At 61.1% G+C, this 15,893-nt stretch carries 13 protein-coding genes; 8 read left to right on the forward strand and 5 right to left on the reverse strand.

Going from position 1 to position 15,893, the window contains the following annotated elements:
• Positions 1–30: 30 nt before the first annotated feature.
• Positions 31–351 carry a hypothetical protein gene (locus I6L36_RS07535; RefSeq protein ID WP_201921782.1) on the reverse strand — a complete coding sequence of 107 codons (321 nt, stop codon included), beginning with the start codon at positions 349–351 and terminating at the stop codon, positions 31–33.
• Between the two features lie 137 nt (positions 352–488).
• On the opposite strand from I6L36_RS07535, the gene I6L36_RS07540 reads away from it, so the two are divergent.
• Positions 489–1,316 carry a M23 family metallopeptidase gene (locus I6L36_RS07540; RefSeq protein WP_039039573.1) on the forward strand — a complete coding sequence of 276 codons (828 nt, stop codon included), beginning with the start codon at positions 489–491 and terminating at the stop codon, positions 1,314–1,316.
• Positions 1,317–1,403: 87 nt separating this feature from the next.
• Here I6L36_RS07540 and I6L36_RS07545 read toward each other — a convergent pair whose 3' ends face one another.
• Positions 1,404–2,738, reverse strand: a complete 1,335-nt coding sequence (locus I6L36_RS07545; protein WP_109111950.1) for an MATE family efflux transporter — start codon at positions 2,736–2,738, stop codon at positions 1,404–1,406.
• 153 nt (positions 2,739–2,891) lie between these two features.
• Between I6L36_RS07545 and mscM the strand changes: the two genes are divergently transcribed.
• The 7 genes from mscM (at position 2,892) to frdD (ending at position 12,818) form a co-directional block, all read left to right on the forward strand.
• The gene (mscM, locus tag I6L36_RS07550; RefSeq protein WP_109111951.1) at positions 2,892–6,167 is read left to right on the forward strand and encodes a miniconductance mechanosensitive channel MscM; all 3,276 of its coding nucleotides are present in this window, start codon (positions 2,892–2,894) and stop codon (positions 6,165–6,167) included.
• A 29-nt stretch (positions 6,168–6,196) separates the two neighbouring features.
• Entirely contained in the window at positions 6,197–6,874 is a 678-nt protein-coding gene (locus tag I6L36_RS07555) for a glycerophosphodiester phosphodiesterase (protein WP_109111952.1), read from the forward strand.
• A gap of 156 nt (positions 6,875–7,030) precedes the next feature.
• The gene (locus I6L36_RS07560; RefSeq protein ID WP_010673807.1) at positions 7,031–8,908 is read left to right on the forward strand and encodes a methyl-accepting chemotaxis protein; all 1,878 of its coding nucleotides are present in this window, start codon (positions 7,031–7,033) and stop codon (positions 8,906–8,908) included.
• A 514-nt stretch (positions 8,909–9,422) separates the two neighbouring features.
• Positions 9,423–11,207, forward strand: a complete 1,785-nt coding sequence (frdA, locus tag I6L36_RS07565) for a fumarate reductase (quinol) flavoprotein subunit (RefSeq protein ID WP_069652131.1) — start codon at positions 9,423–9,425, stop codon at positions 11,205–11,207.
• A complete protein-coding gene (locus tag I6L36_RS07570; RefSeq protein WP_042065016.1) occupies positions 11,200–11,934 on the forward strand; it encodes a succinate dehydrogenase/fumarate reductase iron-sulfur subunit in 735 nt (244 codons plus the stop codon). Before frdA ends, I6L36_RS07570 begins: the two co-directional genes overlap by 8 nt.
• Before the next feature lie 16 nt (positions 11,935–11,950).
• Positions 11,951–12,349: a hypothetical protein gene (locus I6L36_RS07575; protein ID WP_010673804.1), complete on the forward strand. Its 399-nt coding sequence runs from the start codon at positions 11,951–11,953 to the stop codon at positions 12,347–12,349.
• A gap of 112 nt (positions 12,350–12,461) precedes the next feature.
• A complete protein-coding gene (frdD, locus tag I6L36_RS07580) occupies positions 12,462–12,818 on the forward strand; it encodes a fumarate reductase subunit FrdD (RefSeq protein ID WP_010673803.1) in 357 nt (118 codons plus the stop codon).
• A gap of 69 nt (positions 12,819–12,887) precedes the next feature.
• Here frdD and I6L36_RS07585 read toward each other — a convergent pair whose 3' ends face one another.
• The 3 genes from I6L36_RS07585 to I6L36_RS07595 all read right to left on the reverse strand — a co-directional run bounded on the left by I6L36_RS07585 (position 12,888) and on the right by I6L36_RS07595 (position 15,887).
• Entirely contained in the window at positions 12,888–13,850 is a 963-nt protein-coding gene (locus tag I6L36_RS07585; protein WP_109111953.1) for a hypothetical protein, read from the reverse strand.
• Positions 13,851–13,944: 94 nt separating this feature from the next.
• The gene (locus tag I6L36_RS07590; protein ID WP_109111954.1) at positions 13,945–15,171 is read right to left on the reverse strand and encodes a winged helix-turn-helix domain-containing protein; all 1,227 of its coding nucleotides are present in this window, start codon (positions 15,169–15,171) and stop codon (positions 13,945–13,947) included.
• Positions 15,172–15,245: 74 nt separating this feature from the next.
• Entirely contained in the window at positions 15,246–15,887 is a 642-nt protein-coding gene (locus tag I6L36_RS07595; protein WP_103243584.1) for a class I SAM-dependent methyltransferase, read from the reverse strand.
• Positions 15,888–15,893 lie beyond the last annotated feature (6 nt).

Genomic DNA, 15,893 nt, shown 5'->3' on the forward strand with positions numbered 1-15,893 from the left:
GTCGAAAAATAGGGGCGAAGCGGCGTCTCCTCAGGGCACGCTCACCGTGACCATGATGGTGCCGGTGTAGGGGCCGGTGCGTACTACCTGGCCCGGCAGCCGGGTCGGGTAGAGCCTCATCTTGCAGTCGGTGGCCTGGGTCGCCGCCGAGTAGGGTACCGCGATGGCGGTATCGAATGGAATAGGGGTCAGGGCCCCCTGCTCGACCATGCCCACCCCGACACCGGCCAGGCTGGTGGTGATGAAGCGGTTGTCGCTCGCGAGCCCCCCCGAGAAGCGGTAGCGCAGCGGCCCCCTGATCAGGCTGGCAAGGTCGAAGGGAAAGCGGGCACCCGCAACCAGAGCATTCACCTCGCTGCAATGGCGTGTCCGTTGCGTCCTTCTGGGCCGCAGCCGACGAGTTTATCGGCCACGGTTGACGGACAGCACTGCCAGAATGTGGCATCATCTCCCCCCTCTTGCTTTCCCCCTGATCCGATGGAGCCATCATGCGCCGCCTCTTCTTTCTTCTCCTGCTGCTCGGCAGCCCTGCGCTTCACGCCGAACCGGGGTTTATCAGCCGCCTGCTCAACCACCCGGTGCCGGGGGGCGTGGCCGTGGTACCACTGGGAAGCGGGGCCAAGGCGCCCGCAGTGCGCTATCAGGACAAGCCTGTGCTGGTCGTACAGGAAGACGGGAAGACGTGGATTGCCATCGTCGGCATCCCGCTCAAGAGCGCGCCCGGCCCCCATCAGGTGACCACCAGCGATGGCCGCACCTTGAGTTTCACGGTCGGCACCAAGCACTACCGTGAGCAGCACATCAAGCTCAAGAACAGCCGCCAGGTCAATCCGCTGGCCGAAGACATGACCCGCATCAACCGGGAGCTTGCCGAACAGACCCGCGCCTACCAGACCTTCAGTCCGGCTCAGCCGAGCAACCTGCTGTTTGACAAGCCGGTCCAGGGCCCGCTCTCCAGTCCCTTCGGGCTGCGCCGCTTCTTCAACGGCGAGGAGCGCAACCCCCACTCCGGCCTCGACTTCGCGGTCGGAGCTGGCACTCCCATCAAGGCACCAGCCGCTGGCAAGGTCATCCTCATCGGCAACTACTTCTTCAACGGCAATACGGTGTTCGTCGACCACGGCCAGGGCCTCATCAGCATGTTCTGTCACATGTCGAAGGTGGACGTGAAGCTGGGCCAGAGCCTGCCCCGCGGTGGCATCGTCGGCCGGGTCGGCGCCACCGGCCGCGCCACCGGTCCCCACATGCACTGGAACGTCAGCCTCAACGACGCCCGCGTCGACCCCGCCATCTTTATCGGCGCCTTCAAGCCCTGAGGCCGGCAACCTGCCGCCCACAGGCAGGGGCACTCAAAATGAAAAAGGCAGCCTTGGCTGCCTTTTTCATGGACGCATGACCACATCTCAGGCAGCGCTGTGCTGGCGCCCCTCCCTGCTCATCGCCCGCCACATCACCAGGGCCAGCAGAGTGCTGCAAGTGGGCAGCGCCAGCCAGACACCGGCCACTCCCCACAGGGAGGAGAAGCCCCACAGGAAACCGCCGATCAGCACCAGCTTGCCGCCGGTGAGCAGGGAAGCGATGCGGGCCCGGTTGATGGCCTGGAAATAGGTGGCCCCCACCAGCAGCAAGCCTTCCATGGGCAGCCCCCAGAAGTAGAGCCAGATACCGAGGGTCGCCACCGGCAACAGGGAAGCATTGTCCCCCGCAAACAGATAAACCACTGCCTCTGGCCACAGATACAGCGGGATCATCCCGCACAGTGCCACCGCCATGGTCACTCCCAATGCCAGGTTGCGCACCCGCAGCACCCGTGCCCAGTTGCCCGCCCCGGCATTGAAGCTGGCGATAGGCTGGATGCCCATGGCGATCCCCTCGAAGATGAGATAGAAGAAGGCCTCGCTGTAGCTGATGACACCATAGGCGGCCACGTGCAGCGAAGTGCCCACCGAGAGCAGCGCCTTGTTGTGCAGCGCCAGCACCACCGAGAGGTAGAGGTACATCAGAAAACTCGACACCCCGAGTCGCAATGTCTCCCCCATCAGCCGCCAGTCGGGCACCAGGGTATCCCAGCGAATGCGCAACTGGCTGCGGGGGGTGAAGAAGTGCCACAGGCACAGGCCCCCTGTGACCGCCTGGGAGAGCATGGTCGCGATGGCGGCCCCCGCCAGCCCCCAGGGGATCACCGCCATCAGCAGGTAGTCGAGCAGCACGTTGAGCACGCCGCCCCCCACCAGGATCCAGGTGGTGAGGCCGGGTCGCCCGTCGTTGCGCAGCAGGGCGGTAAAGGCCATGGAGAGCACCGCAAACACCCCGAGCCAGGCGTACCACTGCAGATAGGCAAAGCCTGCGTCGAAGATGACCCCCTGCGCCCCCATCCAGACAAGCATGGCCTCGCCGTAACGAATGCCAATGAAGGCAAGCAGCGCGGAGGCGATGAGCACCATCACCAGGGCATTGCCGACGATGTGGCGCGCCCTGGCCTGCTCCCCCTTGCCCAGATAGAAGGAGGCCAGCGACGAGGATCCCATGCCGATCAGGGCCCCCACCGCGTAGAGCACGGCGCAGATGGGGTACGCCAGCATCATGCCGGCCAGCCCGTCCTGGCCCAGGATATGGCCGACGAAGATGCCGTCTATGGTGACATAGATGCCGGTGACCAGCATGGCGGCCACCGTGGGGGTGACGTAACGCAAGAAGAGGCGGGAAAGGGGGGCCGTGCCCAGATCGACGGAGGACATAAATTGCTCAATGAAGGGGAACGGCCAGAATAATAGCCAAACAAGACCCGGATCACCCGTTATTTGTGCCGTGGATCATTCATCTTGAGGGCTTTACCCGCCCCGGCCCCTGCTTTAGGCTAGGGCGACTTCTCCTGAACGGAAACGTGCGCCATGTTGCAACGCCTGCTCTGTCTGATGCTCTGTCTCAGCCTGTTCCCCTTCTCCGCTGTCCAGGCTGATGATGCCATCACTCAGGTAGAGGAGCTGCTGCAAAGCATCCCCAAGACGGATACCCCGGAAAACCAGCAACTGCGGGAGAGCTACCAGCAGGCCCTGCAATATGCCCGGGATGCCCAGCGCTACCGGGAACAGGGCAAGGCCTACCAGCAGATCCTCATCGACTACCCCAAGGAGTCCGCCCGTCTCAAGGAGGGGCTGCACAACTATCAGCCCCAGTCCCGCCCGTCCCTCTCCTCCCTCAAGGAGGATGCCCTGCGCCAGGCCATCAGCCTGAGCAGCAACCGCCAGCTCAACCTGCGCAAGGAGCGTCAGGCGGTGACCGACAGCCTCAACCAGCTTGAGAGCACGGGCCAGGAGTATCACCTGCGGGTCGACGAGTTGCGCAAGCAGTTGCTCCAGACCCGCTCCCTGCTCGATCGCCTGAGCTTCAGCAACGAGTCGGACAGGTTGCAGGAGGCCCAGCAACTGGCCACCCGACTCAAGGAGCAGAGCCTCTCCGACCGGATCCAGATGCTGGAGCTGGAGCAGCTCTCCGCCCAGCAGCGCAACGATCTGGGCAAGCTCAAGCTGCAGGAGCTCAACCTCGCCATCACCGACGAGGATGAGTGGCAGACCAGTCTGCTTGCCCAGCAGAACCAGCTGCGCCGGGACAAGACCGAGCAGGCCCTGGCCGAGAGCGAACGCCTGCGCCGCCAGCTCACCTCTGACCTACCCCTCTTGCAGGAGCAACAGCAGCAAAACCAGGCCCTCTCCCTGCAACTGGGGGCCCTCGAGGACCAGATTGAACGGGTGCAGGACGAGCAACGGGGGGTGGACACCTCCCTCTCCGGGCTCAACGAGCTGGTCAATTCGGTGCGCGAACAGCTGGAGTGGTTGCAGATAAGCAACGCCTACGGCGAGAACCTGCGCAGCAAGCTGGCCGATCTGCCCGCCTACTTCCCGCTGGAGCGGCTGGAGTCAGCCATCGTCAAGGCGCGCATGGCCAAATACCAGTACGAGACCGAGCAGGATGCCCTGAAGGATCCGGTCCAGCTGCGCAACAGCCTGCTCAGTGGAGACGGCATCACCCTGGACAGGGCCCAGCGCGCCGTGCTGGACAACCTGCTCAAGGCAAGGCGGCAACTGCTGACCCGGCTCAACGATGCCTCCGACACCCTCATTCAGGAGCAGACCCGCCTCAAGCTGCTCTACAGCCGCCAGAACAGCAAGATCGACGAGATCCGCGAACTCAGCGCCAGCCATCTGTTCTGGATGCCGGACGTGCGCCCCCTGAGCCCGGCGGTGCTGCTCGGCGTCCCGGCCGCCCTCGGCCTTGCCTTCAACCCGGCCAACTGGCTGCAACTGCCCAGGGCCATCGCCGAGAACAACCCCCTGAGCCTGACCCTGGCTGGCCTCGGGCTGCTGGGGCTGGCCTGGTGCTGGCTGAAACTGGCCCACCACCTCATTCAATACAGCCAGTACATTGCCCCGCGCATCGGCAAGGTAACCCAGGACAAGTTCAGCCTCACCAGCCGGTTGCTGGTGCGCTCCGTGCTCGCCGCCCTGCCGCTGCCCGCCATGGTGCTCATGGTGCACGGCCTGCTGGACGGCGCCTGGCAATATCCCTTCGCGGTGGCGGTGGCCCGGGGCCTGGGTGAAATCTGGTTCCTGCTGCTGGCCCTGCTGGTGGCGCGCCACCTCACTCTGGAGAAGGGGATCCTCATCCTCCACTTCCGCTGGCAGAAGGAGCGGGTGCAGCGAGTGTGGGGACAGTTTCGTACCCTGCTGCTGGTGCTGATCCCGAGCTTCTTCGTACAGGGCATGGCGAGCAGCTATCAGGAACACGCCTTCTACGACTCCCTGGGGCGCCTCGCCTTCATCATCGGGGCCCTCTGGCTGCTGCTCTTCTTTGCCCGCCTCAACCGGGAAAAACTGCCCCTCACCTGGGGTCAGGCAGACATGACCAAGCCCCATCTGCTGCACCACTTCATCTGGAACAGCCTGATGCTGGCCCCGCTGCTGGCGGTGCTGGGCGCCCTGTTCGGCTACTTCTACACCTCCCGCACCCTGCTGCGCCAGCTGGAGCTGAGCCTTCTGGCGGGGCTCGGCTGCCTGCTCGTCTACTATCTGGCCCACCGCTGGATGCTGATCCAGCGCCGCCGACTCGCCTTCGATCGCGCCAAGCAGAAGCGGGCCGAGATCCTGGCGCAGCGGGAGCGGGAAGAGGACGATCTCAGCTCCGAGATCCCCGATGTGGTGGAGGAGCCCGAGCTGGATCTGGATACCATCAGCGCTCAGTCCCTCGGCCTGGTGCGCACCCTGCTGATGCTGGGCTTCACCATGCTGGTGGTGGTGCAATGGTCGGATCTCAACTCGGCATTCAGCTTCCTCAGCAGCATCGAGGTGTGGCAGGTGAGCAGCAAGGTGGCCGGCATCGAGCAGCTCTCCGCCATCACCCTGCAGGATCTGATGCTGACCGTCTTCGCGTTTATCCTGACGGTGGTCACCGCCCGCAACCTGCCAGGGTTGATGGAGCTCACCCTGCTCCAGCACCTGAGCCTCTCCCCCGGCACCGGCTTCGCCCTCACCACGGTGAGCAAGTACCTGGTGCTGCTGATTGGCGCCCTCACCGGCTTCTCCATGCTCGGCATCGACTGGTCCAAGACCCAGTGGCTGGTGGCAGCACTCTCTGTGGGGCTGGGCTTCGGCTTGCAGGAGATCTTCGCCAACTTCGTCTCCGGCCTCATCATCCTGTTCGAAAAACCGATCCGCCTGGGTGACACCGTCACCATCCGTGATCTCACCGGCACCGTCACCAAGATCAAGACCCGCGCCACCACCATAGTGGACTGGGACAGGAAGGAGATCATCGTCCCCAACAAGGCCTTCATCACCGAGCAGTTCATCAACTGGTCCCTGTCCGATGCCATCACCCGGGTCCGCTTGCGCATTCGCATCGGCCTGACCCAGAATCCCAAGCAGGTACAGCAACTGCTGGAGCAGAGCGTGCGCGAGTCCACCCTGGTGCTGGATACGCCCGCCCCGGAGGTGTTCCTCATCGAGTTCACCGACTCGGCCCTCATCTACGAGATCCGGCTCTACGTCAACAACATGGATCACCGGATGCCCATTACGCACGAGGTACATTCCCTGATCCTGGAGAAACTCGGCCAGGTCGGCATGCATCTGCCACATCAGCAGATCGACATCCGGATGAGCCGGGGATGAAGCCCCCAAAGACGACAACAGGAGCCATCATGCAGATCATTGCCCATCGCGGTGCCAGCGGCCTGGCCCCGGAGAATACCCTCAAGGCGATGAGCCTGGCGCTGGATCTGGGTGCCAAAGCCATCGAGCTGGACGTGCAGTGGGCCGACGGAGAGCTCTGGGTCTTCCACGACCGGCGGCTGGAGCGCTGCACCAACGGCCAGGGTGTGCTGACCGGGCAATCCCGGGAGTACCTGGCGAGCCTGGATGCGGGGGACGGGGAGCGGATCCCGACCCTGTGGCAGGTGATGGCACTGGTGGCGGGGCGCTGCGAACTGCACATCGAGCTAAAGGGCGCCCACACCGCCGAGCCGGTGGCCGCCCTGACCAGGCGGGCCGAGGCCGAGCTTGGCTTTACCCAGGCGCACTGGATCGTTTCCTCCTTTCATCATCCCGAGCTGTTACGCTTCAAGGGACTGCGACCGGAAATCAGGATCGGCGCCCTCACGGCCAGCCTGCCCCTCGACGGCGCCGCCTTCGCCGAGACGCTGGGGGCCTGGTCACTGAACTGCGACGTGGATTTCGTCGAAGAGACCCTGGTGGCGGATGCCCATCGCCGGGGGCTCAAGATCCTGGTCTACACGGTCGACGAAGTGAGTGATGGGAGCGCCCTCGCCAGCATGGGTGTCGATGGCATCTTCACCAACCGGCCAGATCGATTCAGCTGAGTATCGGCGCGGCCTGGCAGGCCACAAGGAGGTGAAAAGAATTGAAAAAATGCGGTGCACCGGGATACATAAAGTCCATAGCCAGCCGATACAGAGTTGGCTCATAACAATAACAAACACCATGGATCTCTGACTGACGCTCACAAGGATGTAAACATGAACCTATCCATCAAGAACAAGCTGGTCCTCTCCATCGGGGCCATCATTCTGGTCATCACCGGCCTGCAGGTCTGGTACAACACCTCCCAGTTGCGCAGTGAAACCCAGCGGCTGATCTGGAGCTTCATCGACGACAGCTCGGTCGCCAACGTCAAGGGGATCTCCCGCTGGCTCGACGCCCGCATCAATCTCGTCACCGCCACCAAGGAAGCCTTCGCCAAGGAAGACGAGCCCCTCAGCCACCTGGCCCAGTCCATGAATGCGGGCAACTTCGATCTCGTCTATGTGGGCACCAAGGATGGCCGGATGATCCAGAGCAAGCCGACCGATCTGCCGGCCGGCTATGATCCGCGCCAGCGCCCCTGGTACAAAGACGCCATGGCCGCCGGCAAGCTCGCCATCACGGCCCCTTATGCCGACATCACCACCGGCCAGCTCATCATCACCATCGCCGAGCCCTTCAGTCGTGGCAACACCGACGGCGTCATCGCCGGTGACGTCTCCATCGACGGTCTGGTGAAAGACGTGCTCGCCATGAACTCGGAAGGCACCTATGCCATTCTGGTGGACAGCAACGGCACCATCATCGCCCACCCGGACAAGGATCTGACCCTCAAACCCGCCACCGCCATCTCCCCGGAGCTGACGGCAGCCAAGGTCAACGAGCTGGCCCATGACAACACCATCTCCGAGATGGATATCAGCGGCAAGGCAAGCGTATTCGACCTCACCGAGATCCCCAACACCAACTGGTATTTCGGCATCGTGGTGGACGAAGCGGTCGCCTACCAGTCCGTCTCCCGCATGGTCACCTCCGCCCTCATCCAGGGATTGCTGACCATCCTCATCGTGGCGGGCTTCTCCTATGTCGCCATCAACGGCTCCCTGGCGCCGCTGAAAACCCTGGGCGAGGCGATTGCCGATCTCTCCCGCGGCAACGGCGATCTCACCCGTCGCATCAAGATCGAGCGTGAAGACGAGGTCGGTACCGTCGCCAAGCACGTCAACACCTTCATCGAGCGCATCCACGTCATGGTGCAGGACATCTCCAACTCCTCCACCCAGCTCAACCAGCAGGCCAGGTCTTCCCACGACATGGCGGAGAAATCCAACCAGGGGCTGGCCCGCCAGCAAAACGAGATCTCCCAGATTGCGACCGCAGTGCACGAGATGTCCGCCACCGCCGTCGAAGTGGCCAGCAACGCCGAGCAGACCGCGGAAGCGGCCCGCAGCTCCTCCAGCAGTTGCGAGCACGGCAAGCAGGTGATTGCCCGCAACCAGCGCTCCATCACGGATCTCGCTACCCAGGTCAAGCAGGCCTCCGGCATCATTCAGGAACTGGAGAAGAACGCCCAGGAGATCAACACCATCCTCTCCACCATCCAGGGCATCGCCGAGCAGACCAACCTGCTGGCGCTCAACGCCGCCATCGAGGCCGCCCGGGCTGGCGAGCAGGGACGCGGCTTTGCCGTGGTGGCCGACGAGGTGCGGGTGCTTTCCCAGCGCACCCACAGCTCCACCGTCGAGATCCGCAGCATGATAGAGACCCTGCAGCGCAACACCCAGGGCGCCGTCAGTACCATGCACGAGGGTCAGCTGCTGGCCCAGAACAGCGTGGAAGATGCCAACGATGCGACCCAGGCACTGGAGCAGATCACCACCTCCATCAACCAGATCTCCGACATGGCGACCCAGATCTCCAGCGCCGCCGAGGAACAGCGTGCCGTCACCGACGAGGTGAGCCGCAACATCCAGGCGGTCAAGGATGTCTCGGACGAGCTGGCAGTGGATGCGGACAGCTCCCGCAATCTGTCGGCCCAGCTTAAAAATATTTCAGGTGAATTGAATAATCAGGTCGGCATGTTCCGCATCTGATCAACCATGGGAAGAAAGGGGCCGTTCAGGCCCCTTTTTTATAAACCCTTTTTGTTTCAACGGTTATAATCCCCTTTCGAGACCCTCAACCCTGTGATCGACATCTCCTTTTGCCCATGTGTGGGAGACGGGCCCAGTCTGTCATGGCTATATTCGCATTACTTTTTTGATGCCTAACCTCGATATGTCATCGTGATAATAGTTATCATTAAACTGTTTTGATAAAAAACTTAAAAACTTTATGGGTAATACCCAAAAAGAGAGGCATTTCTCATTTTTTTGAAAGAAAACTACGTATAATCTTGGAGTTAAAATCACCAGAGTAGCGAGTACGGCTGATCCAGATCACTGATGGATGGCGATAATGACGGCATTTTCATCCAAGGAATGGGGTGGTTGTAATAAAAATCACCGTTGCCAAGCACTAAAACAAAGCAGTTTGACTTGCATCAAGCCTGAATTTTTTTCATAGAGCAAAATCGTGCCCAGCAAATCTATCCCTAAGGAGGCAGATGTGGATATTATCAAGACCGATGTTGCCATCATCGGTGCCGGTGGCGGTGGCCTGCGTGCCGCAATCGCCATTGCAGAAGCCCACCCGGAGCTGGAAATCGCCCTGATTTCCAAGGTCTATCCGATGCGCAGCCACACCGTGGCCGCCGAAGGTGGCGCCGCAGGCGTCGTTCGTGATGACGACTCCCTGGAAAACCACTTCAACGACACCGTCTCCGGTGGTGACTGGTTGTGTGAGCAGGACGTGGTCGAGTACTTCGTCAACAACGCCACCAACGAGATGATCCAGCTGGAGCACTGGGGTTGCCCCTGGAGCCGCAAACCGGACGGCAAGGCCAACGTTCGCCGTTTCGGCGGGATGAAGATCCCCCGCACCTGGTTCGCCGCCGACAAGTCCGGCTTCCACATCCTGCACACCCTGTTCCAGACCTCCATCAAGTACCCGACCATCAAGCGCTTCGACGAGCACTTCTGTCTGGATCTCATCGTGGAAGATGGCCGCGTCCAGGGTGTCGTCACCTTTGACATCCAGAACGGCATCACCCGCTTCATCCAGGCCAAGTCCGTGGTGCTGGCCACCGGCGGCGCAGGTCGTGTCTATCGCTACAACACCAACGGCGGCATCGTCACCGGTGACGGCATGGCCCTGGCCTACCGCCACGGCGTCCCACTGCGGGACATGGAGTTCGTCCAGTATCACCCGACCGGTCTGCCGGGCACCGGCATCCTGATGACCGAAGGTTGTCGTGGTGAGGGTGGCATCCTGCTCAACAAGGATGGCTATCGCTACCTGCAAGATTACGGTCTGGGCCCAGAAACCCCGGTCGGCCAGCCGAAGAACAAGCACATGGAGCTGGGTCCGCGCGACCGTCTCTCCCAGGCCTTCTGGCAGGAGCAGCAAAAAGGCCGCGTGATCCAGGGCCCCATGGGCGACGTGGTTCACCTCGACCTGCGCCACCTTGGAGAGAAGTACCTGAAAGAGCGTCTGCCCTTCATCTGCGAACTGGCCAAGGCCTACGTGGGTGTGGATCCGGTGAAAGAGCCGATTCCGGTACGTCCGACCGCCCACTACACCATGGGTGGCATCGAAACCGACGGCAAGTGCGCCACTCGTCTGGCCGGTCTCTATGCCGCTGGCGAATGTGCCTCCGTCGGTCTGCACGGCGCCAACCGTCTGGGTTCCAACTCCCTGTCCGAGATCGTGGTCTTCGGCAAGGTGGCCGGTGAGCAGGCAGCCGAGTTTGCCGCCACCCAGCAACACGGCAACACCCAGGCGCTGGTCGCCAAGGCCGAGGCGCTCATCAAGCAGCACCTCTCCCTGCTGGACATCGACGGCACCGAAAACCCGGCGGATATCCGCAACGAACTGGGCATGTCCATGGAAGCCGGTGTCGGTATCTACCGTACCGAAGAGCTGATGCAGGGCACCATCGACAAGATCAACGAGCTGAAAGCCCGTTACAAGAAGATCAAGATCAACGACAAGTCCTCGGTCTTCAACACCGACCTGCTGTACGCCATCGAGCTGGGCTACATGCTGGACGTGGCGGAAGCCATGGCGCACTCCGCCATCAACCGCAAAGAGTCCCGCGGTTCCCACCAGCGTCTGGACGGTTACGAGGAGCGCGATGACGTCAACTTCCTCAAGCACACTCTCTCCTTCTACAACGACGAAGGGGCCCCGACCATCGACTATTCCGATGTGAAGATCACTAAATCCCAACCGGCCAAGCGCGTGTACGGTTCCGAGGGTGAGAAACAAGACGAGGCTAAGAAGAATGGCTGAGATGATCGAAATTGAAATCCTGCGCTACCGTCCCGAGCAGGATAACGAGCCCTGGATGCAGACCTTCCAGGTGCCCTACCTCAAAGAGATGTCCCTGCTGGATGCGCTGCAATACATCAAGGATCATCTGGACTCTACCTTGAGCTTCCGCTGGTCCTGCCGGATGGCGATCTGCGGCTCCTGCGGCATGATGGTCAACGGCATTCCGAAACTCGGTTGCAAGACCTTCCTGCGCGACTACCTGCCGGGCAAGATGACTATCGAGCCGCTCAACAACTTCCCCATCGAGCGCGATTTGGTGGTCGACATGTCTGACTTCATCGAGAAGCTGGAGAGCATCAAGCCCTACATCATCCCGTCCGAGCCGCGCAGCCTGTGCGATGGCGAGTACACCCAGACCCCGGCTGACATGGCGAAGTATCACCAGTTCTCCATGTGCATCAACTGCGGTCTGTGCTACGCGGCCTGCCCGCAATATGGCATCAACAAGAAGTTCACCGGTCCGGCAGCACTGGCGCTGGCCTATCGCTACAACGCCGACAACCGCGATAGCGCATCCAGGGAGCGGATGAAGATCATCAGCCAGGACGAGGGCGTCTGGGGCTGTACCTTCGTGGGCTACTGCTCCGAAGTGTGCCCGAAGGGCGTGGATCCGGCCGCCGCCATCCAGCTTGGCAAGGTCGAGAGCGCCAAGGACTACATGATCGCCATGTTCAAGCCGGATTGAGACCAGGAGTGAGACCATGAACAACACTGAGAGCAAACGTAAGCCTTACGTGCGCGAGATGAAAAAAGACTGGTGGCTGAAGAATGCCTTCTACACCGGTTACATGATCCGCGAAGGCACCAGCATCTTCGTCTCCATCTACGCCGTCGTGCTGATGTGGGGTCTGCTGCGCCTGGTACAGGGTCAGGAGGCATTCAACGGCTGGCTGGAATCCCTGCAAAGCCCCATTGCCATCCTGTTCCACGTCATCGCCCTGGCAGCCTGCCTGTTCCACGCCAAGACCTGGTTCGCACTGGCACCGAAAGCCATGCGCATCTTCCGTGGCGAAGACCTGGTGCCGGAGAAGCCGATCGTCATCGCCCAGTATGTGGCGCTGGCGGCGGTATCCCTGCTTGTCCTGATCATCGTGGCCTGAGGAGAAAACCATAAGACGTTCTGACGAACCCGGTTATTGGTGTCTGTTTGGTACCGGGCTCTCACTCAGAAACGTTGGCCACGATCACTCAATCATGATTTGAGGAAAAAATATGAGACGTTCTGACGAGCCAATTTACTGGGGTCTGTTTGGTGCGGGTGGCATGGTGGTTGCCATGCTGCTGCCGGTCATTGTCCTCATCACAGGTCTGCTGGTGCCCATGGGCATCATGGACGTGGAGACCATGAGCTACGAGCGCGTGCTGGCATTCGCCAGCTCCTGGTGGGGTGCCTGCATCCTGCTGGTGATCATCGCCCTGCCCGTCTGGCACGGCATGCACCGCATTTACCACGGCCTGCATGATCTGGGGATCCACACCACCAAGCTGCACCACTATGTGTTCTATGGCTTCGCCTTCCTGGTGTCCGCCATCACCGTCGGCCTGCTGATGGTGCTGGTGCTCCAGTAAGCACATCCTGACTGCATGACAAACCGGGCCCAGTGCCCGGTTTTTTTATTTGCGGTTTAATTCTGGCCTTCATCCACGTAGTTCCAGTGCGTGAATCTCTATGGTATTAACGGAGGTCTTAACATAACCGACGCCAGGCTTACCAAGAATGGCCACCAGTAACCGACAAACCAATGCTTCCATTTGCAGTAGGGTGTTTTCCTGTTCTGCTGAGCGCAGGTTACCGTCGTAACTAGCAAATCCCAACGGCCCATCAAAGAATATGGCTTCGTGGAAAGTGTCATTACGGGCGACCGATAGCGATGAGGGCTCTGTTTTGCTGTTCTTAGCCCAATCAGGTAGTGGCATACCAAATTTTTCACACATCCATTGAACACGTCCAGCATGAGAAATCTGGAGTTTTTTCGCTTCTTTGACTTCAACTAGCCTGAAACAAGCATCCAGTGCCATGTACAGGTACTGAAATCGCTCAAAAGAGAGATTCTGTGGATACTGCGCCAAAAACAAGGCATGGATGACAGCAGTCACCCGCTTAGGCGCACGAGCATCACCACGCTCCGATTCCAGATAGTCCAGCGCCAATTCGATGACATCGGCGATAGTGCTGCGACTCAGGATAAAATCAACGAGCTTTCCCGGCTGGATGGGGGTTGCATCGAGAAAGCCAGCCTCTGTTGTAGTTAGTCTCATACCGGTGAAAAAGGATAAGCACCACACAACAAAATCGAGTTCCTCTCTGTTTCTGCGCTCTGGAAGCGTCAGAACATGGGTTTTGGGAAGCCCAAAAACACGAACGTTATAAGGCATTGAACGAACATGTCCGCTCATGAATTCTCTATATTGCTGCGCCCCCGGATAGATCCAACCTTTGAGGACATTCGGGTCCCCTGATACGAGCGCCACAATGCGTTCATGTTCGGGAAGTGTTCTGATTGAGAATCTATCGGTCTCAATATCACAAAACTCTGGGTAGTAACCGAACTCTGCTGAAAGCCCACAAAGTGCGGTATTAAGTCGTTGTCCTGTCACCATCCTAATATCTCTCACGATTTGAGCTTGTCGTTGTACGCTAACCAATTAGCGTACCAACACTTGAACAAGTGCTTATTAATCCCCGTAAGTTTGACTACAGAGGCGACGATATCTCCTGCCACAGGGCCAGCAAGGGAGCAGGAACGTTGCCATAACGCAGCAGCGGGGTCTGGTGCCACTCCGCCAGCTTCTGGATGGCCTTGCCCAGATCCTGGGCCAGGGTCCGGGTCACCCTGACCCCGTCTTCCAGATAGAGGCTCTTGACCTCAAACACCCCCTCCTTGCGATGGGCCTTGGCGTCCATCCTGCCCACCAGCTTGCCGCGATGCAGCAACGGCAGCACGAAATAACCGTACTGGCGCTTGGGGGCCGGGGTATAGCACTCGATGCGATAGTCAAAGCCAAACAACTCGCTGGCCCGCTTGCGATCCCACACCAGCGGGTCAAAGGGCGAGAGCACGGCGGTGTGGCTCGCCTTGAGGGAGCCCGCCTGGGCCCGGACCAGTTCATCGGCCAGGGAGGCGTGAACGAAGGCTCCGTGCTGCCACCCCTCCACTCGAACCGGCAACAGCTCCCCCTCGTCCGCCAGCTGGTGGAGCAGGGCGTCGTATTTCCCCCGTTTAAGGCGATAGTAATCCGCCACCCAGCCGGTCTTGACCAGCCCCAGCGCCCGGCAACTGGCTCGCACCATGTCCCGCCGGGCGAGATCAGGACTCGGCAGATCCCGCTCGTCATTCCACTCCGGCATGACCCGCTCGGCGAGATCGTAGACCCGCTGGAAATTGCGCCGTTCGCGCACCATCAGCTGACCTGCGGTAAACAGCACCTCCAGATGGCGCTTTTCGGGCTTCCAGTCCCACCAGCCGTTGCCCTTGTCCCCCTTGCGCTCGAAGTCTGCCGCCCGCACCGGGCCATCCTGGCGTATGCGCTCGACTATCTGCGCTATCTCGCCGCCGTGGGTCTTGAGCCACTGGGCGGAGAACTTCCAGCCCATGGCGGCGGGATCCAGCATGCGATGGCGCAGCAGCCGGTAATCTTCCCGGGGGACGAAACAGGCCTCATGAGCCCAGTATTCGAAGAGGTCACCATCGGCCAGCAGTTGTTCCAGCCAGCGCGGATCGTAGTGGCCGAGACGGCTGAACAGCACCAGATAGGGGCTGCGGGCCACCACGGAGATGGTGTCTATCTGCAGCAACGCCATGCGGCGAATGCAGGCGAGCAGGTCGGCGGGGGTTGCTCTGGCGCGGCGCGGGGTCAGCAGCCCCTGGGCCGCCAGTTGCAGGTGGCGAGCGTCTTGCAATGAGAGGTGGGGGATCGACATGGAGATAGGGGCATCCGTTCCTGGGTATCAGGCCACCAGCATGCCCAACTCATGGCCAAATGAAAACGCCCGGCTCAGGGTTTGGTGAACACCGCCACATCCGCATGAGGAAACTCGACCTCTGCCTGCCAGCGGACCGCCAGGGCACGGAACGAGGCCTCGGCGAAGAAGACGATGTGGGTGGGATCGTGGCGATAGCGCCAGGTCTTGAAGCGCTCGTCCCCCAGCACCCGCTGGGTCTGCAACACCAGCACCCCGCCGGGCTTGAGGCAGCCCCAGAGCGTGTCCAGCACGGCGCGGGGGGTGGCGATGTGCTCTATCACCTCGGTGCTGGTGATGAAGTCGTATTGCCTTGTCAGGCACTCTGGGTCGTCGGCATAGAACTTGTCGTAGCCCGCCATCTCGAAGCCCGCTTCCCGCCCCATGGCGATGAGGGCAGGCCCGGGGCCGCAGCCAAAATCGAGGCCGCTGGCAGGAGGCAACACCCGGGCCAGCACCTCGCCAAAGGCACGCATCAGAAAGGCCCGGTAGCGGGGATCGTCCACCCGGTTGTCGTGCCCGTCATAGACCGCCTTCTCGGCCCCCTCGTCCAGGTGGTCCGCCTCGTCCATCCAGACCAGCTCGCACGCCAGGCAGCGGTAATAGCCCTTGCCCGCCACCGGCAGGGCATGGTGCCGAGGGGAGAGACACAGGGGACAGTGAACAGGGGATGACATGGCAGC

Source organism: Aeromonas sp. FDAARGOS 1406 (assembly GCF_019048565.1).
GTDB lineage: Bacteria > Pseudomonadota > Gammaproteobacteria > Enterobacterales > Aeromonadaceae > Aeromonas > Aeromonas caviae.